The organism is Dactylosporangium sp. CA-092794 (genome assembly GCF_050948465.1).
Taxonomy (GTDB): Bacteria; Actinomycetota; Actinomycetes; order Mycobacteriales; family Micromonosporaceae; genus Dactylosporangium.
Genome location: NZ_CP192044.1, coordinates 3,463,775 through 3,488,926 on the forward strand (window position 1 = coordinate 3,463,775; position 25,152 = coordinate 3,488,926).

The 25,152-nt window shown below is 78.1% G+C and carries 1 protein-coding gene; it reads left to right on the plus strand.

The genetic code is table 11. The features are described 5' to 3' along the window. Positions 1-152: 152 nt before the first annotated feature. Positions 153-25,151: an SDR family NAD(P)-dependent oxidoreductase gene (locus tag ACQPXD_RS15070; RefSeq protein WP_432838799.1), complete on the plus strand. Its 24,999-nt coding sequence runs from the start codon at positions 153-155 to the stop codon at positions 25,149-25,151. Position 25,152 lies beyond the last annotated feature (1 nt).

A 25,152-nucleotide genomic window follows, 5' to 3' on the forward strand; every position in this document is an offset into this window, starting at 1 on the left:
CGTATGGCGGTTTGGGAACGTGCCTATTTCGGTCGCGTAACGGGTGCCTGCCGGTCCTTACCGTTCACCTTTCGTTCGTGATCGATACCTGATCAATCCTATCGACTGGATGTAGTTTACGGCTGTCCGAGTACTCCGAGGGGTGCACGACCTTGAGCGGTGGCGTAACCACCGGGGCGGTGGCGGTGGTCGGCCTGGCGTGCCGGCTACCCCAGGCACCGGACCCCGGGGCATTCTGGCAGCTGTTGCGTGACGCCGGCGACGCGATCACCACCGTGCCGGCGGGGCGCTGGGCATACCTGCCGGCGGCGCCCGGCGCGACGCGGGGTGGCTTCCTCGACGACGTGGCCGGCTTCGACGCGGGCTTCTTCGGCGTCTCGCCGCGCGAGGCCGCGCGCATGGACCCCCAGCAGCGGCTCGCGCTGGAGCTGGCCTGGGAGGCGGTCGAGGACGCGGCGGTCCGCCCGGCCGATCTCGCCGGCGCCCGTGCGGGCGTGTTCGTCGGGGCGATGTGGGACGACTACGCCACGCTGAGCCTCGCCGCCCCGGTCGGCCACCACACCATGACCGGTACGCAGCGGGGCCTGATCGCCAACCGCGTCTCGCACTTCCTCGGCCTGACCGGGCCGAGCCTGACCGTCGACACCGGGCAGTCGTCCTCGCTGGTCGCCGTGCACCAGGCGTGCGAGAGCCTGCGCACCGGCGAGATCGACCTGGCCCTGGCCGGCGGGGTGAACCTCAACCTGTCCCCGCACCGGGCGGAGGCCGCCGCCGAATTCGGCGGGCTGTCGCCGGACGGGCGCTGCTTCACCTTCGACGCCCGGGCCAACGGCTTCGTGCGCGGCGAGGGCGGCGCCTTCCTGCTGCTCAAGCCGCTGGAGCGGGCGATCGCCGACGGCGACGCGGTGTATGCCGTCATCCGCGGCAGCGCCGTCAACAGCGACGGCCCGGCGGCCGGGCTGACCACGCCGAGCGCCGCGGCCCAGGAGGCGGTGGTCCGCGCCGCGCTGGCCCGGGCCGGCGTCTCCGCCGACGACGTGTCCTACCTGGAGCTGCACGGCACCGGCACGCCGGTCGGCGACCCGGTCGAGGCGGCGGCGCTGGGCGCGGTGTTCGGCGGCCGGTCGGCCGGGCCGCTCGCGGTCGGGTCCGCGAAGACCAACGTCGGGCACCTGGAGGGGGCCGCCGGGATCGTCGGCCTGGTGAAGGCCGTGCTCGCGCTGCGGCACGGGGAGATCCCGCCGAGCCTCAACTTCGCCGCCGGCAACCCGGCCATCGACTTCGCCGCGTGGAGCCTCGACGTCGTCCGCGAGCGGCGCCCGTGGCCGCCGGCCGGGCCGCGGATTGCCGGCGTTTCCTCCTTCGGCATGGGCGGCACCAACTGCCACGTCGTCGTCGCGGAGGCCGTCGCGGAGGCAACCGGAAGTACCCCCGCGGAAATCGGCGGACCGATCCCGTGGCTGCTCTCGGCCAGGAGTCCGGCGGCGCTGCGCGGCCAGGCCCAACGGCTGCTCGCCCGGGCCGGCGGCGACGTGCCGGTCGCCGAGGTGGCGGGCGCGCTGTGGCGGCACCGCACGGCGTTCCCGCATCGGGCGGCCGCGGTGGGTACCGACGGCGAACAGCTCCGGCGCGGGCTCGAGGCCATCGCCGCCGGGCGGGGCGCGATCACCGGCACCGCCGCGGGCCGCTCGGGGCGCACGGCGATCCTCTTCACTGGGCAGGGCAGCCAGCGGGCCGGCATGGGGCGCGAGCTGTACCACCGCTGGCCGGTCTTCGCCGCCGCCCTCGACGAGACGCTGGCCGAAATCGATCCGCGGCTCGACCGTCCGCTGCGCGAGCCGCTGCTCGGGGACGGCGACGCCGAGTTACTGGGTCGTACCGAGTATGCCCAGCCCGCCCTGTTCGCCGTGGAGGTGGCGCTCTACCGGCAGCTCACCGCGCTCGGCGTAACCCCCGCGGCGCTGGCCGGGCACTCGGTCGGGGAGATCGCCGCGGCGCACGTGGCGGGTGTGTTCGACCTGCCGGACGCGGTGGCGCTGGTGGTGGCTCGGGGGCGGCTCATGCAGGCGTTGCCCGGGGGCGGTGCGATGGTGGCGGTGGAGGCGTCCGAGGAGGAGGTCCTGCCCCTGCTGGTCGGTGTGGTGGTGATCGCGGCGGTCAATGGTCCGCGGTCGGTCGTGCTGTCGGGTGCGGCCGATGCGGTTGAGGGGGTTGTCGCCGGTCTGGGGCGGCGTAGCAGCCGGCTGCGGGTGTCGCACGCGTTCCACTCGCCGCTCATGGACCCGATGCTGGACGAGTTCCGCGCGGTCGTGGCCGGGCTGCGGCTCGACGCACCGCGGATCCCGGTGATGTCCACCGTGACCGGCACGGCCGGCGCCGACCTGACCTCGCCCGGCTACTGGGTGCGGCAGGTCCGCGAGCCGGTCCGCTTCGCCGACGCGGTGCGCGCGCTGGCGGCCGACGGCTGCGACACGTTCGTGGAGGCCGGCCCGGACGCGGTGCTCGCGGCGATGGTCCCGCCCAACGCCGGTGCGGCCGCGGTGGTGGTACCGCTGCTGCGTTCCCGGGTCGCGGACGGCACCGCGTTCGTGGAGGCTCTCGCGCGGCTGCACGCGGCGGGCGCGGACATCGACTGGACCCCGCTGCTCGGCGCCCCCGGCACCCGCCTCGCCGGGCTGCCGACCTACGCCTTCGACCGCAGCCCGCACTGGATCGGTGCCGAGGCCGAGGTCGTCGCGCCGGCGGCGGCCCCGGCCACGGACGCGACGGCCCTGGTCGCCGCGGAACTGGCGGCGGTGCTGGAGATCGCCGATCCGCGCGCCGTCGACGGCCGGGTGCCGTTCCGGGAGCTCGGCGTCGACTCGATCATGACCGTGGAGCTGGCCCGGCGGCTCGCCGCCGCCACCGGCCTGGCCCTGGACGCCTCGGTCCTGTTCGACCACCCCACCGTCGAGGACCTGGCCGCACATCTGTCCGGTGCGGTCACCCCTGACGTGGTTGTCCGCGAGCGCCCCGCCGATCCGATCGCCATCGTGGGCATGGCCTGCCGCTACCCGGGCGGCGCCGACGACCCCGACGCGCTGTGGCGGCTGGTCGCCGACGGTGTCGACGCGATCACCGGCTTCCCGCTCGACCGCGGCTGGGACCCGGCGCTCGACGGCCGGGGCGGGTTCCTCGCCGACGCCGCCGGCTTCGACCCCGCATTCTTCGGCATCAGCCCGCGCGAGGCCGTCGCCATGGACCCGCAGCAGCGGATCCTGCTGGAGGTCGCCTGGGAGGCGGTCGAGCGGGCCGGGATCGTGCCGCAGTCGCTGCGCGGCACCCGCACCGGGGTGTTCGTCGGCGGCACCGCCCAGGAGTACGCCCCGCGCCTGCACGAGGCCGGCGGCGACGTGCAGGGCTTCGTGCTGACCGGCAACACGCCCGCCGTGCTGTCCGGCCGGATCGCCTACACGCTCGGCCTGCGCGGCCCGGCGATCACCGTGGACACCGCCTGCTCCTCGTCGCTCGTCGCCGTGCACCAGGCCGCCCGCGCCCTCGCCCACGCCGAGTGCGGGCTGGCCCTGGCCGGCGGCGTGACGGTGCTGGCGACCCCGGGCATGTTCGCCGAGTTCGGCAAGCAGGGCGGCCTGTCCTCGGACGGGCGGTGCAAGGCGTTCGCCGAGGACGCCGACGGCACCGGCTGGGCCGAGGGCGCCGGCATGCTCGTGCTGGAGCGGCTCTCCGACGCCCGCCGCAACGGCCACCCGGTGCTCGCCGTGATCCGCGGCTCGGCGGTGAACTCCGACGGCGCCAGCAACGGCCTCACCGCGCCCAACGGCATCGCCCAGCAGGACGTGATCCGGCAGGCGGTGGCCGCGGCCGGGCTCTCCCTCGCCGACGTCGACGCGGTCGAGGCACACGGCACCGGCACCGTCCTCGGCGACCCCATCGAGGCCGGCGCCCTGCTGGCGACCTACGGCCGGGACCGGCCGGCCGACCGGCCGCTGCGGCTCGGCTCGATCAAGGCCAACATCGGCCACAGCCAGGCCGCCGCCGGCGTCGCCGGCATCATCAAGCTGGTCCTGGCCATGCGGCACGGCGTGCTGCCCCGCAGCCTGTATGCGGCCAACCCGACCTCCCGGGTGGACTGGTCCTCGGGCGCGATCCGCCTGCTGGCCGAGGCCGAGCCGTGGCCCGCCGGAGAGCGCCCGCGCCGGGCCGGGGTCTCGTCGTTCGGCATCAGCGGTACCAACGCACACCTCATCCTCGAAGACGTCCCGGCCGGGGAACCGGCGCCCGGCGCCGAGGCCGTGGCTTCGCCGGTGCCGCTGGTGCTGTCGGCGCGCACCGTGGACGCCCTGGCGGAGCTGCGCGAGCGGGTTCACCGGCACCCGGGCCGGGCCGCCGACGTCGGCCTGTCACTGGCCACCACCCGCGCCGTCTTCGACCACCGCGCCGTGCTCGTCGCCAGCGTCGACGGCCCCACGGAGGCGGGCGCCGGGGTGGCCGAGGAACCGATCCGCCCGGTGTTCGTCTTCCCCGGCCAGGGCACCCAGTGGGCCGGCATGGGCCGCGAGCTGCTGGCGGCCTCGCCCGTGTTCGCCCGGCGGATGGCCGAGTGCGCGGCCGCGCTGGCCCCCTACACCGACTGGACGCTGACCGACGTGCTGGACGACGAGGCGGCGCTGGAACGCGCCGACGTCGTGCAGCCGGCCCTCTGGGCCGTCATGGTGTCGCTCGCCGAGGTCTGGCGCTCCTTCGGCGTCCGGCCCGCCGCCGTGATCGGGCACAGCCAGGGCGAGATCGCCGCCGCCTGCGTGGCTGGCGTGCTGTCGCTCGACGACGCTGCCCGGGTGGTCGCGCTGCGCAGCCGGGCGATCGAGCGCACGCTGGCCGACGCCGGCGGCATGGTGTCGCTGGCCCTGGCCGCCGACGAGGCCGAGGAACTGCTCGCCGGGCGCCCCGGCGTGTCGGTCGCCGCGCTGAACGGCCCGGCCGCAACCGTCGTGGCCGGCGACCCGGCCGAGCTCGCCGCGCTGGTCGCCGAGTGCGCGGCGGCCGGCGTCAAGGCGCGGTGGCTGCCGGTCGGCTACGCCTCCCACTCCGCCCAGGTCGACCGGGTCCGCGACGAGCTGCTCGCCGCGCTGGCCCCGATCCACCCGCGGCCCGCGACCGTGCCGTTCCCCTCGACCGTGACCGGCGGCGAGGACGACGCGCGGGACGCCGAGTACTGGTTCCGCAACCTGCGCGAGCCGGTCCGCTTCCTGCCCGTCGCCCAAGACCTGGTGGCGCGGGGGCACGGCGTGTTCCTGGAGATCGGGCCGCACCCGGTCCTGGTGCCGGCCCTGGAGGCCCTCGGCGCGCAGACCCCCGTCGTCACCCTGAGCACCCTGCGCCGGGACGCGGGCGACCGGCGGCAGCTGCTCGCCGCCCTCGCCCAGGCCTGGACGGCCGGCGTGGAGGTCGACTGGACCGCCGCCTTCGAGGGCACCGGCGCCCGCCGGGTCGAGCTGCCCACCTATCCATTCCAGCGGCGGCGGTACTGGCTGGAGCCCGCCCCGCCGGCGACCGGCCCGGCCGCGGACCCGTGGCGGTACCGGATCGCCTGGACCGCGCTGCCCACCCAGGCGGCGAGGCCGCTCGACGGCGCCTGGGCGGTCCTGGCCGCCCCCGGGGACGACCTGGCCCCACCCGTGGCGGCCGCGCTGGCGGCGGCCGGGGCGGCGGTGGTCACCGTCGACGACCCGGCCGGCCTGCCCGCGGGCCTGCGCGGCGTCGTGTCCCTGCTCGCCCTCGACCCGTCCCCCGAGCCCGGGCATCCCGCGGTGCCGCGCGGCCTGGCCGCGACCGTCGACGCGGTCCGGCGGCTGCGCGACGGCGGCGCCCGCCTGTGGTGCCTCACCCGCGGCGCCGTGTCGACCGGCCCCGGCGACCCGGTCACCCGGCCCGACCAGGCGACCGTCTGGGGGCTCGCCCCCGCCGTCCGCCAGGAGCACCCCGGGCTGTGGGGCGGCGTGATCGACCTGCCCGAGACGGCCGGCGCCGACACCCTCGCCCGGCTCGCCGCGATCCTCGCCGGCGACGGCCGCGAGGACGAGATCGCCCTGCGCCCCGCCGGCCCCCTCGCCCGCCGCCTCGTGCGGGCCGCCCCGCCCCGCCGCGCCGCCGGGGAACCGTGGCGGCCGACCGGCACGGTCCTGGTCACCGGCGGCACCGGCGCGCTCGGCGCCCGGGTGGCCCGGTGGCTGGCCCGCCCCGGCGTCCACCTGATCCTGCTGAGCACCCGCGGCCCCGACGCGCCCGACGCGCCGGAGCTCGCCGCGGACCTGGAGCGCCGGGGCGCGGGCGTGACCCTCGTCGCGGCGGACGCGGCCGACGAGACCGCCCTCGCCGCCGTCCTCGCCGCGATCCCGGCGGAGCGGCCGCTCGGCGCAATCTTCCACACCGCCGCCGTGCTCGACGACGCCCTCGTGGAGGCGCTGACGCCGCAGCGGATGGCCGGGGTACTCCACGCCAAGGTGCGCGCCGCGCGCGTCCTCGACCGGCTCACCGCCGGCCTGCCGCTCGCCGCGTTCGTGCTGTTCTCCTCAGTGGCCGGGGTCGCCGCCACGGCCGGGCAGGGCAACTACGGCCCGGGCAACGCCTGGCTGGACGCGCTCGCCCGGGACCGGCGCGCCCGCGGCCTGCCCGCGACCTCGATCGGCTGGGGGCACTGGGCCGGCTCCGGCATCGGCGCCCGGGTCGAGCAGCGGCTGCTGCGCGGCGGCCTGCGCCCCCTGCCGGTGGAGCGGGCGCTGGCCGAGCTGCAGCGGGCCCTCGACGACGACGAGACCCACGTCGTCTTCGCCGACCAGGACTGGGCGGCCGCCGCCGCGACCCGCGCCAACCCGCTGCTGACCGCCCTCGTCGCGGCCGGCCCGCGGCCCGAGGCGCCGGCCGCCGGCGCCGACATCGCGAGCGTCGTGCGCCGCCGCCTCGCCGCCGTGCTCGGCCACGACGCCCCCGGGGAGCTGCCGCTGCGGCGCACGTTCGCCGAGCTGGGCATGGACTCGGTCACGGCGGTCGAGTTCCGCAACCGGCTCGGCGCCGACCTCGGCCGGCGACTGCCCGCCGGCCTGGTGTACGCCCACCCCACCCCGCAGCGGCTCATCGAGCACCTGTCCGCGGCGGGCCCCGCTCCTGCGGCGCCGACCGGCCCGGACCGGCCGGGCGACGACCCGGTCGCGATCGTCGCCATGGGCTGCCGGCTGCCCGGCGACATCGACTCGCCCGAGGCGCTGTGGCGGCTGCTGGAGGCCGGCGGGGAGGCGCTGACCCCGTTCCCCACCGACCGGGGCTGGGAGCCGGACCCGGCGTACCCGGCCGCCGGCGGCTTCCTGCGCGCCCCGGGCGCGTTCGACGCCGAGTTCTTCGGGCTCTCCCCGCGCGAGGCCCGCGAAACCGACCCGCAGCAGCGGCTCTTGCTGGAGGTGGCCTGGGAGACCGTCGAACGGGCCGGCATCGACCCGGAAACCTTGCGCGGCAGCCGCACCGGCGTCTTCGCGGGCGTGGCGCACAATGGCTACGGCGGCACGGCCGACACCGGCGGCACGGCCAGCGTCGCCTCGGGCCGGATCGCCTACACGCTCGGCTTGCACGGCCCCGCCATCACCGTGGACACCGCCTGCTCGTCCGCCCTGGTCGCGCTGCACCAGGCGGTTCGCGCCCTGCGGTCCGGCGACTGCGACCTGGCCCTGGCCGGCGGCGCCGCGGTGATGGCCACCCCGGCCGTGTTCACCGAGTTCGCCCGGCAGCACGGCCTGGCCGCCGACGGCCGGTGCAAGGCCTTCGGCGCATCCGCGGACGGCACCGGCTTCGCCGAGGGCGCCGCCCTGGTGCTGCTGGAGCGCCTCTCCGACGCCCGCCGCAACGGCCATCCGGTGCTGGCCCTGGTCCGGGGTACCGCCGTCAACTCCGACGGTGCCTCGAACGGCCTGATGGCCCCGAACGGCCTCGCCCAGCAGGCCGTCATCCGGCAGGCCCTCGCCGACGCCGGCCTCACCGGCGCGGACGTGGACGCGGTCGAGGCCCACGGGACGGGCACGGTCCTGGGCGACCCGATCGAGGCCGAGGCCATCCTGGCCACCTACGGCCGGGACCGCGACCGGCCGCTGCTGCTCGGCTCGGTCAAGTCGAACCTCGGCCACACCCAGGCCGCCGCCGGCGCGGCCGGCGTGCTGAAGGCGGTCCTCGCCCTGCGCCACGGCGTCCTGCCCCGCACCTTGCACGCCGGCGACCCGTCACCGCTGGTCGACTGGGACTCCGGCGCCGTGACGGTGGCCGGCGATCCGGCTCCGCTGCCGTCCGCGGCGGACCGCCCGGCCCGGGCCGGGGTGTCGTCGTTCGGGATCAGCGGTACCAACGCCCACGTCATCCTGGAGCAGGTCCCCGCCGCCGACGACTCCGGCCCGCGCGGCACGGACGGCCCGTGGGTGCTCTCCGCCCGGGACGACGCCGGGCTACGGGCCCGGGCGGCGCAGTTGCTGGAGCTGCTCGACGGCGATACGCCCTTGCCCGCGATCGGCTACGCCCTGGCCACCACCCGCACGGTCTTTCCGGTCCGGGCCGCCGTGGAGGCGAGCGATCGCGACGGCTACCGGGCCGGGCTGATGACCCTGGCCGAGGGGCGCCCGGCGGCCGCGCCCACCGGCGCGGCGAACGCCTTCCTCGCCGGCGAACCGGTCGACTGGCGGGCGGTGTTCGGCCCGGTCCGCCCGGCCGCCCTGCCGACCTACCCGTTCCGGCGCACCGGCTACTGGCTGCGCCCCGCCCCGCCCGCCGCGGTGCTGCCCGCGTTCGGGCTCGCCGCCGCCGGACACCCGCTGCTCGGCGCCGCGGTGGAGCTGCCCGACGGCGCCGGCTTCGTGCTCACCGCACGGCTGTCGCTGCGGGCGCAGCCCTGGCTGGCCGACCATGTGATCGACGGCGAGGTCGTGCTGCCCGCCGCCGCCCTGACCGAGATGGCCCTGGCCGCCGGCCGGGCGGTCGGGCTCGAGCACCTCGCCGAGCTGACCCTGCGCGCCCCGGTGACGTTCCCGGAGCCGGGGGAGCGCATCCTGCGGCTGGTCCTCGGCCCGGCCGACGGAGCCGGCCGGCGCCCGCTCGCCGTGCACGCCCGCACCGGGGACGGCTGGGCCCGGCACGCCGACGCCATCCTCGCCACCGCCGTCCCGGTCCCGGACCGGCCCGAGCCGGAGTGGCCCCCGGCCGGTGCCGAACCGGTCGACGTGGACGCGTTCCGGGCCGGTTTCCACGACCGGGGGGTGCGGCACGGCCCGGCGTTCGGCGGCCTGCGCGCCCTGTGGCGGCGTGGCGACGACGTCTACGCCGAGGCCGCCCTCCCGGCCGAGCTCGACCCGTCCGGCTACGGCCTGCACCCGGCGCTGCTCGACGCCGCGCTGCAGGGCGGCGACCTGTTCGGCCCGCGCGGCCGGCTGCCGTTCGCGATCGAGCACGCCTCACGCGCCGGCACGGCCATCGCGGTCCGGGTGCGGCTGCACCGCCTCGGCGCCGACCGCATCGAGGTGACCGCCGCCGACCGCACCGGCCGGACGGTCTTCGCCGCCACCGTCACCCTCCGCGCCCGGCGGCCCGAGCCGGCCCCGTCCCGCCTCGGCTGGGCTCCGGTGCCGGCTCCCGCCGGAGCCGCCGGGGACTTCCGGACCGTCCCGATCGGCGTCGAGGCCGCGGACATACCGGCGGCGGTGCGGGCCGAGACCGGCCGGGTGCTGGCGCTGCTGCAGTCGGGTGACGCCCGCCTGGTGTTCACGATCCGGCTCGGCGGCACGCAGAGCGCCCGGCTGACCGCCCGCGCGGCGGCCGGCCTGATCCGCTCCGCGCAGGCCGAGCACCCGGGCCGGTTCGTGCTGCTGGAGCACGACGGCGACCTGGCCGTGGAGACGGTGTCCGCCGCCGTCGCCTCCGGCGAGCCGTGGCTGCGGCACGACGCCGACGGCCTGCACGCCGCCCGCCTCATCCCGGCACCTGCGGACGATGCGACCGCACCGAGCCCGTGGTCGCCGGACGGCACGGTGCTCATCACCGGCGGCACCGGCGGGCTCGGGCCGCTGCTGGCCCACCACCTCGCCGAGGTCCACGGCGTGCGGCGCCTGTTGCTGGTCGGGCGCCGCGGCACGGCCGGCCCGGCCGCGCTTGCAGCCCTGCGCGGGCTCGGCGCCGAAGTGAGCGTCGCCGCGTGCGACGTCGCCGACCCCGACGCCCTCGCCGCCCTCCTGGCCGCGCAGCCGGCTGAGCATCCGATCACCGCCGTCGTGCACGCCGCCGCGGTCCCGGCCGACGGCGTGATCAGGGGCCTGACACCCGAGCGGCTCGCCGCGGGACTGCGGTCCAAAGTGGACGGCGCCTGGAACCTGCACCGGCTCACCGCTCGCCTCGGCCTGCGCGCGTTCGTGCTGTTCTCCTCCGCCGCCGGGGTGCTCGGCACCGCCGGACAGGGCGCCTACGCGGCCGCCAACGCGTTCCTCGACGAACTGGCCGAGGTCCGGGCCGCGGCCGGGCGGCCCGCCCAGTCCCTCGCCTGGGGCCTCTGGGACACCGCGACCGGGCTGACCGCGCACCTGTCTGAGGCGGACCGGCAGCGGCTCTCCCGCGCCGGACTCGCCCCGATGCCGCCGGCCGATGCCCTCGCCCTGTTCGACGCCGCCACCGCCCGGCCTGATGCGGCGCTGGTCACCGCCGCGTGGCACACGCCGCCCGCTCCGGTTGCCGCGCCGCCGTCACCCGCGCCGAGCCCCGCCGGACGAAAGCTCCCGGCGGTCGACCTCGGCACGCTGGTGCTGGAGCACGCCGCGGTCGTCCTCGGCTACGCCGACGGTGCCCGGATCGACCCCGCCCGCGCCTTCCGCGACCTCGGCCTGGACTCCCTCGGCGTGCTGGACCTGCGCAACCGGCTCGCCGAGGCCACCGGCCTGCCCTTGGCGGCGACCGTGGTGTTCGACTTCCCGACCCCGGCCGCGCTCGCCGGGTACCTGGCCGACCTCGTGGGCGCCGGCGAACCAGGGCCGGTCGAGGAACCGGCCGGCTTGCCGGACGCACCCGATCCCGGGACCGCCGACGACCCGATCGCGATCGTCGGGATGGCGTGCCGCTACCCCGGCGGCATCGGCTCGCCCGAGGACCTGTGGCGGGTGGTGGCCGGCGGCACGGACGCGATCTCCGGCTTCCCCGAGGACCGTGGCTGGGACCTCGCCGCCCTGCACGACCTCGCCGCCGCCCACCTCGGCGACGGCTACCGGCAGGCGGGCGGCTTCCTGGCCGGTGCCGCCGACTTCGACGCCGACTTCTTCGGCATCTCCCCGCGCGAGGCCCTCGCCATGGACCCGCAGCAGCGGCTGCTGCTGGAGACGTCCTGGGAGGCGGTCGAGCGGGCCGGCATCGACCCGGCGGCGCTGCGCGGCAGCGCGACCGGCGTGTTCTTCGGCGTCATGCACCACGACTACGCCCTCGCCCTGCAGGACACGCCCGAGGATCTCGACGGCTACCGGGCCAACGGCAGCGCGGGCAGCGTGGCCTCGGGCCGGGTCTCCTACACCCTGGGCCTTGCGGGTCCGGCGGTCACCGTCGACACGGCCTGCTCGTCGTCGCTGGTCGCGCTGCACCTGGCCGGCCAGTCGCTGCGGCTGGGGGAGTGCTCCCTCGCTCTGGTCGGCGGGGTGGCGGTGATGGCCACGCCCGGCGTGTTCGTGGAGTTCGCCCGGCAGCGCGGCCTGTCGCCCGACGGCCGGTGCCGGTCCTTCGCCGACACCGCGGACGGCACGGGTTGGTCCGAGGGCGTCGGCGTCCTGGTGGTCGAGCGGCTCTCCGACGCCCGCCGCAACGGCCACGAGGTCCTCGCCGTGGTCCGCGGCACGGCGGTCAACTCCGACGGCGCGTCCAACGGCCTCACCGCCCCGAACGGGCTCGCACAGCAGCGGGTCATCCGCCAGGCCCTCGCGGCGGCGAATCTGTCCACGGTGGACGTGGACGTGGTGGAGGGCCACGGCACGGGCACCCGATTGGGTGACCCGATCGAGGCGCAGGCCTTGCTCGCGACGTACGGCCAGGACCGCCCGGCACCGCTGCTGCTCGGCTCGATCAAGTCCAACCTCGGCCATACCCAGGCCGCGGCGGGCGTGGCCGGTGTGATCAAGATGGTCCTCGCCATGCGGCACGGGGTGGTACCGGCCTCGCTGCACGCCGACCGCCCGTCGTCGCACGTCGACTGGTCGGCCGGCGCGATCCGGCTGGCGGACACGGCCCAGGACTGGCCGGAGGCGGACCGTCCGCGCCGGGCCGGGGTGTCGTCGTTCGGCATCAGCGGCACGAACGCCCACGTCGTCCTCGAACAGGGCCCGGCCCGGCCGGAGCCCGCCCCGGTCGGCGGCGTGGTCCCGGTGCCGCTGTCGGCCCGCACCGAGCCGGCGCTGCGCGAGCAGGCGGGCCGGCTGCTGTCCCACCTGGACGGCGGCACGCTCGCCGACCTGGCCCGCTCGCTCGCCACCGGCCGGGCCGCCCTCCCGGTCCGCGCCGCTGTCGTGGCCGCCGACCGGGCCGAACTCGCCGCCGGCCTCACCGCCCTCGCCGCCGGTTCGGCGCCGGTGGTGGAGGTGGCGGGCGCGCCGCGGGTGGGTGTGGTGTTCGCGGGTCAGGGTTCGCAGCGGGTGGGGATGGGGCGGGAGCTGGCCGGGCGGTTCCCGGTTTTCGCGGAGGCGTGGGGTGAGGTTGGGGCGTTGCTGCCGGAGGTGGATGAGGCGCGGCTGGATGCGACGGAGGTGGCGCAGCCGGCGTTGTTCGCGTTGGAGGTGGGGTTGTTCCGGTTGCTGGAGTCGTGGGGGATTCCGGTGGAGGCGGTGGTGGGGCACTCGGTCGGTGAGATCGCGGCCGCGCACGTTGCTGGAGTGTTGTCGGTGGCGGACGCGGCGGCGTTGGTGGTGGCTCGGGGTCGGTTGATGGGGTCGCTGCCTGCCGGTGGGGTGATGGTGGCGGTGGAGGCGGCGGAGGACGAGGTGGTGCCGTTGTTGATGGATGGGGTTGCCGTCGGGGCGGTGAACGGTCCGCGGTCGGTGGTGTTGTCGGGGGTGGCGGAGGCGGTTGATGCGGTGGTGGCGGGGTTGGGGCGGCGGTCGCGGCGGTTGCGGGTGTCGCATGCGTTCCATTCGCCGTTGATGGCGCCGATGCTGGCGGAGTTCCGGGCGGTGGCGGAGGGACTGTCGTATCGGCGTCCGACGTTGGCGGTGGTATCGACGGTGACGGGGCGGCCGGCGTCCATGGACCGGCCGGAGTACTGGGTCGAGCAGGTGAGCGCCACCGTGCGCTTCGCCGATGCCATCGCCACCGCCGCCGGTCTTGGCATCGGGGCGTTCATTGAGGCCGGGCCGGACGCCTCGCTCACTGCCCTGGTGCGCCAGATCGCCGGGCCCGGTCCGGTGGCGGTGCCGCTGCTGCGGCCCGACGCCGAGGAACGCACCGCGGCGGCCGCGCTCGGCGCGCTGTTCACCGCCGGGATCCCGCTGCCGAGGTCCGCCTACCCGGCCGGGGCGCGGCGGGTCGACCTGCCGACGTATCCCTTCCAGCGCGAGCGGTTCTGGCCGCGCACCGCCACGCCGGACGGCACGGCAACCGACCGCTGGCGGCACGCCGTCGAGTGGCGGCCCCTCACCCCGGCACTGGCCGTGCCGGACGGGACCTGGCTGCTCGCCGGGCCCGGCGCCGCCGACGTCCGCGCCGCCCTGGCCGCCTCGGCGCTGGACACGATCGACGTGGACCTCGGCGACGTCGAGGCCGCGCTGCGCCGGGAGCCGGCGCCCGCCGGCGTCCTGCTGCTCCCGCCCGCCGGCGACCCGATCGCGCCGGTGCCCGTTGACGGGCTCGCCGAACTCGTCCGGGCCGCCGAGGCGAGCGGCGTGGCCGCGCCGCTGTGGTGCCTCACCCGCGGCGCCGTGGCCGCCGCCGCCGGTGACGCCGTCGCCCGCCCCGGCCAGGCCACGCTGTGGGGCCTCGGGCGGACCGCCGCCGTCGAGCACCCGCGCCGCTGGGGCGGCCTGATCGACCTGCCCGAGGACCTCGGCGGCGACGCCGTCGCCGCGCTGCTGGCCGTCCTGGCGGCGCCGGGCGGCGAGGACGAGATCGCCGTGCGGCCGGGCGGCGCCCTCGTCCGGCGCCTGGCCGCCGCGCCCGCGCCGCGGCCGGCCCGCCGGTTCGGCCCGCAGGGCACGGCCCTGGTCACCGGGGCGACCGGGGCGCTCGGCGGACGCGTCGCACGGTGGCTCGTCGCACAGGGCGCCACCTCGCTGCTGCTGACCAGCCGCCGCGGGCCCGACGCCCCCGGCGCCGATGCACTGGTCCGCGACCTCACCGCCGGTGGGGCCCGGGTCGACCTGGTCGCCGCCGACGCCGCCGACCGGGGCGCCCTGGCCGCCGCCCTTGCCCGCGTTCCCGCCGGCGCGCCGCTCACCGCGGTCTTCCACGCGGCCGGCGTCCTCGACGACGGCGTCCTCGCGGCGCTGACCCCCGGCCGCTTCGCCGCCGTGCTCGCCGCCAAGGCCGGCGCCGCCCGCCACCTGCACGAGCTCACCGCGGACCGGGACCTCGCCGACTTCGTGCTCTTCTCCTCGCTCGCCGGCACCGTCGGCGCGGCCGGGCAGGCCAACTACGCCGCGGCCAACGCCTACCTCGACGCCCTCGCCGCACACCGGCGGGCCGCCGGCCGGCCCGCCACCGCCGTCGCCTGGGGCCCGTGGGCCGGTGGCGGCATGGCCGACGAGGCCGCCGTCCGGGCCCGCCTCGACCGCACCGGCCTACGCCCGCTGCCGCCCGCCGCCGCGCTGACCGCCCTGCGCCGCGCCCTGGAGACCGGCGACACCGCCGTGACCGTCGCCGACGCGGACTGGGCGAAATATCGCGCCGCCAGCACCGCGGGCCGCCCCGCGCCGCTCCTCGCCGCGATCGCGCCCGAGCGGCCGGCCGCACCGGAGCGGCCGGACGCCGTCGAACGGCCCGGCCTGGCGCGGCTGAGCGCGGGTGCCCGGCGGCGGGCGCTGCTGGACGCCGTCACCGCGCACGTCGCCGGGGTCCTCGGCCACGCCGACCCGGCCCGGGTCGGCGTGGCCCGGCCGTTCTCCGCCCTCGGCTTCGACTCGCTTATGGCGGTCGAGCTGCGCAACCGGATCGACGCGGCCACCGGCGCCGGGCTGTCCGCGGCCGCCGTCTACGACTACCCCACCGCCGAGGCCCTCGCCGCACACCTCGACGAGCTCCTCGCCGGCGGCGAAACGCCGGCCACCGCCGCGCCGGGGCGGGACGATCCGCTCGGGGACGACCCGATGGTGATCGTCGGCATGGCCTGCCGGTTCCCCGGCGGGGCGAGCACGCCGGAGGCGTTCTGGGAGCTGCTGGTCGCCGGCACCGACGCGCTCACCCCGTTTCCGGCCGACCGCGGCTGGGACGGCCTCGGCGAGGGGCTGCCGCCGGTCGGCGGGTTCCTCGACGACGTCGCCGGCTTCGACGCGGCCCTGTTCGAGCTGTCGCCGAACGAGGCCCTGGCGATGGACCCGCAGCAGCGGCTGCTCCTCGAAGTGGCCTGGGAGGCGCTGGAGCGGGCCGGGGTACCCCCGCTGAGCCTGCACGGCTCGACCGCCGCCGTGTTCGTCGGCACCAACGGCCAGGACTACGCCGGCCTGCTGCAGCGGGCGCCGGGCGGCGGCGCCCACGCCGGCACCGGCAACGCGGCCAGCGTCATGTCCGGCCGGCTGTCCTACGTGCTCGGCGCCGAGGGGCCCTCGCTCACCGTCGACACCGCCTGCTCGTCGTCGCTGGTCGCGCTGCACCTCGCCGGACAGGCGCTGCGCCACGGCGAGACGGGTCTCGCCCTGGTCGCCGGGGTGACGGTGATGGCCACGCCGCGGGTGTTCGAGGAGTTCGCCGTCCAGGGCGGGCTCGCCGCCGACGGCCGCTGCAAGGCGTTCTCCGACGACGCCGACGGCACCGGCTGGGGCGAGGGCGTCGGCGTGCTGGTGGTGGAGCGCCTCTCCGCGGCCCGCCGCAACAACCACGACGTGCTGGCCGTGGTCCGCGGCACCGCGGTGAACTCCGACGGCGCCTCCAACGGCCTGACCGCGCCCAACGGCCCCGCCCAGCGCCGGGTCATCCGGCAGGCCCTCGCCGCGGCCGGGCTCACGCCGGCCGAGGTCGACGTCGTGGAGGCGCACGGCACCGGCACCCGGCTCGGTGACCCGATCGAGGCGCGGGCTCTGCTGGAGGCGTACGGCGGCGAGCGCGCCCACCCGCTGCTGCTCGGCTCGGTCAAGTCGAACATCGGCCACACCCAGGCCGCCGCCGGCGTGGCCGGCGTCATCAAGACGGTCCTCGCGCTGCGGCACCGCACCGTGCCCGCGACCCTGCACGCCGCCACGCCGTCCACCCGGGTCGAGTGGCCGGCCGGTCAGCTGGAGATCGCCACCACCGCCCGCCCGTGGCCGCCGACCGGCCGCCCCGCCCGGGCGGGCGTCTCGGCGTTCGGCATCAGCGGCACCAACGCCCACGTCCTGCTCGAGGCCGCACCGGCCACCCTGGCCGAGAGCCCCGCGGGCGAGGACGGCGCGGTCGCGTGGGCCCTGTCCGCCCGCACCGGCGAGGCACTGACCGTGCAGGCCGAACGGCTCGCCGTGCTGCTCGACGACCGCCCGGAGGCGCGCCTCGCCGACGTCGCGCACTCCCTCGCCGGGGGCCGCTCCCCGCTGGAGCACCGCGCGGTCGTGGTCGGGGCGACGGCGCAGGAGATCCGCGCCGGCCTCGCCGGGCTGCGCGCCGGAACCGCCGCGCCCGGCCTGGTCCGCGCCACCGCGCGGCGAACCCCGGTCACCGCCCTGCTGTTCGCCGGCCAAGGCTCGCAGCGGGCCAGGATGGGCCTCGACCTCGCCGGTCGGTACCCCATCATGGCGAACGCCTTCGACGAGGCGCTCGACGCCGCCGATCCCGGGCTGGCCCGGCCGCTGCGCGCGGTCCTGGCCGCCGACCCCGGCACCCCCGACGCGGCCCTGCTCGACCGCACCGGCTACGCCCAGCCGGCCCTGTTCGCCCTCGAGATCGCGCTGTACCGGCTCGTCACCGCCTGGGGCGTCGCCCCCGACGTGCTGGTCGGGCACTCGATCGGCGAGATCGCCGCCGCCCACGCGGCCGGCGTGCTGTCCCTCGGCGATGCCGGGGCGCTGGTCGCCGCCCGGGCAAGGCTGATGGACGCGCTGCCCCGCGGCGGCGCGATGCTCGCCGTCCAGGCCACCGAGGCGGAGGCCGCCGAGCTGCTCGCCGGGCTGGAGGGGATCGGCATCGCCGCGGTCAACGGCCCGCGGGCCGTCGTCGTCGCCGGCGCCGAGGACGCGGTGCGGACCGCCGTCGCCCGGGCCCGCGAACGGGGCCGCCGGGCCGGGCTGCTGCGCGTCTCGCACGCCTTCCACTCCCCGCTCATGGAGCCGATGCTCGCCGGCTTCCGCCGGGTCGCCGACGGGCTCGCCTACGCCGCGCCCGCCGTGCCGGTGGTGTCCACCGTGACCGGCGCCCCGGCCGGCCCGGACCTGCTCACCGACCCCGGCCACTGGGTCCGCCAGGTCCGCGAGCCGGTCCGCTTCGCCGACGCCGTCCGGGCCGCCGGGGCGGGCGTCCACCTGGAGCTGGGACCGGACGGCACCCTGTCCGGGGCCGCCCTGGACACGCTCGGCGATACGGTGGCCGTCCCGGTGCTGCGGCGCGACCGGGACGCGACCACCACCCTCCTGACCGCCCTCGCGACGCTGCATGCCCAGGGGGTACCGGTCGATCTGGCCGCCGCCCACGCCCCGGCCCGCCCGCGCAGGGTGCCGCTGCCGACGTACCCGTTCCAGCGGGCCCGCTACTGGCCCGGCGTCGCCCCGGCGATCTCCCCGCGCACCCGGCCCTGGCTGGCCGACCACGTCATCGACGGCCGGCTGCTGCTGCCCGGCACCGCCCTGCTCGACCTGGCCCTGGCGGCGGGCCGGGCGCACGGCTGCGACCGCGTCGACGAGCTCACCCTCGCCGCCCCCGTCGTCCTGGGCCCCGCCGGCGCCGAGGTCCGGACCGAGGTCGCCGAGCCCGGCCGCGACGGGCGGCGCCCGGTGCGCATCCTGGCCCGCGGTGAGCACGGCGCCTGGAACCTCCACGCCGAAGGCTTCCTGAGCGGGGGTACCCCGGCCGCCTCCCGCGCCGCCGAGGCCTGGCCCCCGGCCGGCGCCGCCGAGGCCGACCTGACCGGCTTCTACCCCCGGCTGGCCGCCCGCGGCTACCACTACGGGCCCGCGTTCCAGGGCCTGCGCGCGGCGTGGACCGGCCCCGGCGCCGAGGTCTACGCGGAGGTACACGCCCCCGCCGAGGTCACCGACACCGGCGAGTACCCCTTGCACCCGGCGCTGCTCGACGCGGTGCTGCACGCGGCCGCCCTCGGCGGCGCCGTCGGCACCGACGCCGCCCGCATCCCGTTCGCCTGGCGCGGCGTCACCGTGACCCGGGCCGGCGCCTCCGTGCTGCGCGCCCGGATCATGCCCGCCGGCCCGGACACCGTCGCGATCGCCATCACCGACGGCGCCGGCCGCCCGGTGGCCGCGATCGAGGCGCTGACCCTCCGCCCGGCCGCCCCCGCCCACCGCGCCGGCCTGTTCACCGTCGCCTGGGAGCCGATCGCCGACGCACCGCCGGTGGAGCCGGACCTGATATTCGCCGAGGTGGAGACCGCGGAGGCGGCCCTGGCCGCCGTCCAGCGGGCGACCGGCCGGCTCGCGGTGACGACCCGGGGCGCCGTCGAGGCGGGCGGCGTACAGCCGGAGCCCGACCGCGCCGCCGCGTGGGGGCTGCTGCGCACCGCGCAGACCGAGGACCCCGGCCGGCTCATCCTCGCCGACCTCGACGCCGCCGCCGACCCGCGCGCGGTCGTGACCCGCGCCCTCGCCGCCGGCGAGCCCCAGGTCGCCGCCCGCGACGGAGCCGTGCTCGCGCCGCGCCTGCGCCCGCTGCCCCCGGCCGCCGGGCCCGCGCGGCCGTTCGCCGAGCCCGGCCGCACCGTGCTGATCACCGGCGGCACCGGCGCCCTCGGCGCCGCCCTCGCCCGGCACCTGGTGGCCGCGCACGGCGTGCGGCACCTCGTCCTCGCCGGCCGCTCCGGGCCGGCCGCCGCCGGCGCAACCGAACTCGCCGCCGAACTCGCCGCGCGCGGCGCCCAGGTCGCGATCGAGGCGTGCGACGCCGGCGACCGGGCGGCCGTGGCGGCCCTGCTGGACCGCATCCCGGCCGAGCACCCGCTGGGCGCCGTGGTCCACGCGGCCGGAGTCCTCGACGACGGCGTCGTGGCGGCGCTCACCCCCGACCGGCTGGCCGGCGTGCGCCGGCCGAAGCTCGACGGCGCCCGCCACCTCGACGAGCTGACCCGCGGCCTGGGCATCACCGCGTTCGTGCTGTTCTCGTCGGTCGCCGGGCTGCTCGGCGGTGCCGGGCAGGGCAACTACGCCGCCGCCAACGCCGGCCTCGACGCGCTCGCCCGCCGCCGCCACGCGGCCGGCCTCCCGGCCACCAGCATCGCGTGGGGGCCGTGGGACGCCGCCGGCATGACCGCCGATGCCGGGCCGGCGGACCGGGCCCGGGTGGGGCGGGCCGGCATCGCGTTCCTCGGCGCGGACGCGGCCCTGCGGCTGTTCGACGCGGCCGTCGCCTCGGCCGAGCCGGTGGTGGCCGCCCTCGCCCTCGACCCGCGCGCGGCCGTGCCGGCCGAGGTTCCGGCCCTGCTGCGAGCCGTCCTGCTGGCCGGGGGTACCACCGCCGAAACGACGTCGGCGGCACTGCCACGGCTGGTGACCGAGCAGCTGGCCGCGGTGCTCGGCCATGCGCCCGGCGCCATCGACCTGGAGAGCCCGTTCACCGCCCTCGGCGTCGACTCGCTCACCGCCGTCCAGCTGCGCAACGGCCTCGCCGCCGCCACCGGCCTGCCGCTGCCCGCGACCCTCGTCTTCGACCACCCCACGCCCGCCGCCGTCATCGCGCTCCTCGGCCGCGAACTGCGCGGCGAACCGGCGGCCCGGCCGGTGCCGCCCCCGCTGCCCGCGGCGCCCGCGCCCGGCGACGACCCGGTCGTCATCATCGGCATGGGCTGCCGCTACCCCGGCGGGATCGCCTCGCCGGACGAGCTGTGGCGGTTCGTGCTCGACGGCGGCGACGCGATCTCGGCGTTCCCCACCGATCGCGGCTGGGACCTGGCGGCGCTGTTCGACGCCGACCCGGACCGCGCCGGCACCTCCTACGTGCGCTCGGGCGGCTTCCTGCACGACGCGGCGCTGTTCGACGCGGGCTTCTTCGGGATGAGCCCGCGGGAGGCCCTGGCCACCGATACGCAGCAGCGGTTGCTGCTGGAGACGTCGTGGGAAGCGGTGGAGCGGGCGGGTGTCGACCCGCGGTCGCTGCGCGGCAGCGCGACCGGGGTGTTCTTCGGCGTGATGTACAACGACTACGCCGAGGCGCTCAAGGGCAACCCCGAGGCCGAGGGCTACCAGGGCAACGGCAGCGCGCCGAGCGTCGCCTCCGGCCGGGTCTCCTACACCCTCGGCCTTGAGGGTCCGGCGGTCACGGTCGACACGGCCTGCTCGTCGTCGCTGGTCGCGCTGCACCTCGCCGCTCAGGCGCTGCGGCAGGGGGAGTGCTCGCTCGCCCTGGTCGGCGGCGTCACGGTGATGTCGACGCCGCAGACGTTCGTCGAGTTCAGCCGGCAGCGCGGCCTGGCCGGCGACGGCCGGTGCAAGTCCTACGCCGACGCCGCCGATGGCGTCGGCTGGTCCGAGGGCGTCGGCGTGCTCGTGGTCGAGCGGCTTTCCGACGCCCGGCGCCACGGTCACGAGGTCCTGGCCGTGGTGCGCGGGTCGGCGGTCAACCAGGACGGCGCGTCGAACGGGCTGACGGCGCCGAACGGCCCGTCGCAGCAGCGGGTGATCCGGCAGGCTCTCGCGGCGGCCGGGCTGTCCACGGTGGACGTTGACGTGGTGGAGGGCCACGGCACCGGCACCCGGCTGGGCGACCCGATCGAGGCGCAGGCGTTGCTGGCGACGTACGGCCAGGACCGGTCGACGCCGCTGCTGCTCGGCTCGATCAAGTCGAACCTGGGGCATACGCAGGCCGCCGCGGGCGTGGCCGGCGTCATCAAGATGGTCCTGGCCATGCGGCACGGCATCGTGCCCCGCACCCTGCACCTCGACGCGCCGTCGTCCCAGGTGGACTGGACGGCCGGCGCGATCGACCTGGTCGCCGACACCGCCGAGTGGCCCGGCGGCGGGCGGATCCGGCGGGCGGGCGTCTCCTCTTTCGGCATCAGCGGCACCAACGCCCATGTCATCCTCGAACAGGGCCCCGAGCCCGTCCCCGCACCGCCGGACGCCGAGCCCGGCCCCGTCGCCTGGGTCGTCACCGGCCGCACCGAGGAGGCCGTGCGCGCCCAGGCCGCGCGGCTGAGCACCCACCCGCCCCTGCGGCCCGCCGACGTCGCCGCCTCGCTCGCCCTCACCCGCACCGCCTTCCGCTACCGCGCCGCCGCGACCGGCACCGACCCGCGCGCCCGCCTGGCCGGCATCGCCGACGGTTCGATGCCGGTGACGGCGGCGGCGGGCGCGCCGCGGGTGGCTGTGATGTTCGCGGGTCAGGGTTCGCAGCGGGTGGGGATGGGCCGCGAGCTGGCCGGGCGGTTCCCGGTTTTCGCGGAGGCGTGGGGCGAGGTTGGGGCGTTGCTGCCGGAGGTGGACGAGGCGCGGCTGGATGCGACGGAGGTGGCGCAGCCGGCGTTGTTCGCGTTGGAGGTGGGGTTGTTCCGGTTGCTGGAGTCGTGGGGGATTCCGGTGGAGGCGGTGGTGGGGCACTCGGTCGGTGAGATCGCGGCCGCGCACGTTGCTGGAGTGTTGTCGGTGGCGGACGCGGCGGCGTTGGTGGTGGCCCGGGGTCGGTTGATGGGGTCGCTGCCTGCCGGTGGGGTGATGGTGGCGGTGGAGGCGGCGGAGGACGAGGTGGTGCCGCTGTTGACGGATGAGGTTGCCGTCGGGGCGGTGAACGGCCCGCGGTCGGTGGTGCTGTCGGGGGTGGCGGAGGCGGTCGATGCGGTGGTGGCGCGGTTGGGGCGGCGGTCGCGGCGGTTGCGGGTGTCGCATGCGTTCCATTCGCCGTTGATGGCGCCGATGCTGGCGGAGTTCCGGGCGGTGGCGGAGGGACTGTCGTATCGGCGCCCGTCGTTGGCGGTGGTGTCGGAGGGCATGGACGGGCCGGAGTACTGGGTCGAGCAGGTGAGCGCCACCGTGCGCTTCGCCGACGCGGTCCGGGCGCTGCGCGGCCACGGCGTGACGGCGTTCCTCGAAGCGGGCCCGGACGCGACCCTCAGCGCCGCGGTCCTCGACACGCTCGGCGGCGACGGGGTGCTCGCCGTGCCGATGCTGCGCCGCGACCGGCCCGAGCCGCAGGCCGCCGTCGAGGCCGCGGCCGCGCTGCGCGTGCACGGCGTCGAGCTGGACCCGGTCGCCGCCCTGGCCGGCGGCAGCACCCGCCGGGTCGCCCTGCCCACCTACCCGTTCCAGCACCGCCGCTACTGGCCGCCCCGCCGCGCCGACGGCCGTCCGCGGGTCGCCGGGCTGCAGGCCCAGACGCACCCGCTGCTCACCGCCGGCACCGCCCTGCCCGGCCGCGGCGCCCACCTGTTCACCGGCCAGGTCTCGGCCGCGGAGCACCCGTGGCTGGCCGGGCACCGGGTGCGCGGCGCGGTCCTGCTGCCCGGCACCGCCCAGCTCGACCTGGTCGCCTGGGCCGGCGCGGCCCTGGGCGTGCCCCACGTGGCGGAGCTGACCCTGGAGGCGCCGCTGACCGTCGCCGACACCCGCCTGCAGGTGCTGGTCGACGCCCCCGACGAGCAGGGCACGCGGACGGTCACCATCCACTCGGCCGCCGCCGATGACGACGCGTGGGTACGGCACGCCTCAGGCACCCTCCGCCCCGCCCCCGGCACCGACAGCGCGCCCGACCTCGACCCCTGGCCGCCCGCCGGCGCGACCCCGATCGACCTGACCGGCGTCTACGACCGCCTTGCCGGGCACGGCCTGGACTACGGGCCGGCGCTGCGCGGGCTGCGCGCCGCCTGGCGCGCGGGCGCGGACGTGATCGCCGAGGTCACTCTGCCGGATGTGGGCGACCTCGACGCCTACGCCGTGCACCCGGCCTTGCTCGATGCCGCCCTGCACGCCGCCGTCCTCACCGCGGCGGGCGACGACGGGTCGACGCGGCTGCCGTTCGCCTGGACGGATGTGACCGTCCGGGCCACCGCCGACACCGTCCTGCGCGCCCGCCTCGCCCCGGCCGGCGACCCCGACCGCCTCACGCTGACCGTCACCGACACCGCCGGCCGCCCGGTCGTCACCGCCCGGACCCTCGCCCTCCGGCCGCTGCCGGCCGCCGCGCCCGACGGGCTCTACGAGGTCGCCTGGGTCGAGGCCGGCCGGGTCACTCCGGCCGCAGTCCCGGACGCCCCGGTCTTCACCCCGAGCGGCGACGACCGGCTCGCCGAGGCCCTCGAACGGATCCAGGCCGCGATGGCGGGCGGCGGGCGGCTGCTCGTGCGCATCGGCGCGGACCTCGCGGACGCGGCCGTGGGCGGCCTGGTCCGGGCCGCGCAGGCCGAGTACCCCGGCCGCATCGTGCTGGTCGAGGCCGACGACGACGCCGCACTGCCGGCCGCGTTCGCGACGGGGGAGCCGCACGTCCGGGTCCGCGACGGGGTCGTCTGCGTGCCGCGCCTCGCCCCGGCTCCCGCCGGTACCGCCGAAACCGCCTGGGATCCGAACGGCACGGTGCTGATCACCGGCGGCACCGGCGGGCTCGGCGCCCTGCTCGCCCGCCACCTCGTCACCCGGCACGGCGCGCGGCACCTGTTGCTGGCCAGCCGGCGCGGCCCGGACGCGCCCGGCGCCGCCGCCCTGACCGCCGACCTCGCGGCCCTGGGCGCCGACGTCACCGTGGCCGCCTGCGACGTTTCCGACCGCGCCGCCGTGGACGCGCTGGTCGCCGCGGTCCCCGCCGCCCACCCGCTGACCGCGGTCGTCCACGCGGCCGGCGTGCTCGACGACGGCGTCATCGACGCTCTCGACCGGCGGCGGCTCGCCACCGTGTTCGCCGCCAAGGCCGGCGCCGCCCGGCACCTGCACGAGGCCACGCGGGACCTCCCGCTGGCCGGGTTCGTGCTCTTCTCCTCGGTCGCCGGGGTGCTCGGCGCCGCCGGTCAGGGCAACTACGCCGCCGCCAACGCCTACCTCGACGCCCTCGCCGCCCACCGCCGCGCGGCCGGCCGGCCCGCCCTGTCCATCGCCTGGGGCGCCTGGGACACCGGCGCCGGCATGGCGGGCGCCCTCGACCCGGCCGCCCGGCAGCGCCTCGCCCGGGCCGGGCTGCCGCCGCTCACCGCGGAGCAGGGACTGGCGCTGTTCGACGCCGCCCTCACCGCCGGGGCGCCGGCCGTCGTCGCCGCCCGCGTGGACCGCGCCCGGCTCGCCGCCGCGCCGGACGTCCCGCCGCCGCTGCGCGACCTCGTGCCGCGCACGGTGGCGCCGGCCGCCGCCGGCTGGCGCGAGCGCATCGCCGGCCTCGCCGGGCCCGACCGGGAACGCATCACCGTCACCCTCGTCCGCAACCAGGTCGCGGCCGTGCTCGGCCACGACGGGCCCGACACCGTGCCCGCCGCCGGGGCGCTGGGCGACCTCGGTTTCGACTCGCTGACCGCGCTGGACCTGCGCAACCGGCTGGCCGCCGCGACCGGGCTGAGCCTGCCCGCCACCCTCGTCTTCGACCACCCCACCCCGGCCCGCATCGCCGCGCACCTGCTCGACGCGGCCGCCCCGCCCGAACCCACCGCCAGTCCCGCCGGGCCGGCCCCGGATCCGCTGGCCGAGCTGGACCGGCTGGAGGCCGCCTTCGCCGGCGGGCCGGTCCCGGACGCCGACCGGCAGCAGCTGCGCCGCCGGCTGCTGGCCGTGCTCAGCACGCTCGGCGACCCGGACGGCTCCACACCCGGCGCGCTCGACGCGGCCACCGACGACGAACTGTTCGCGATCCTCGATGACTGAC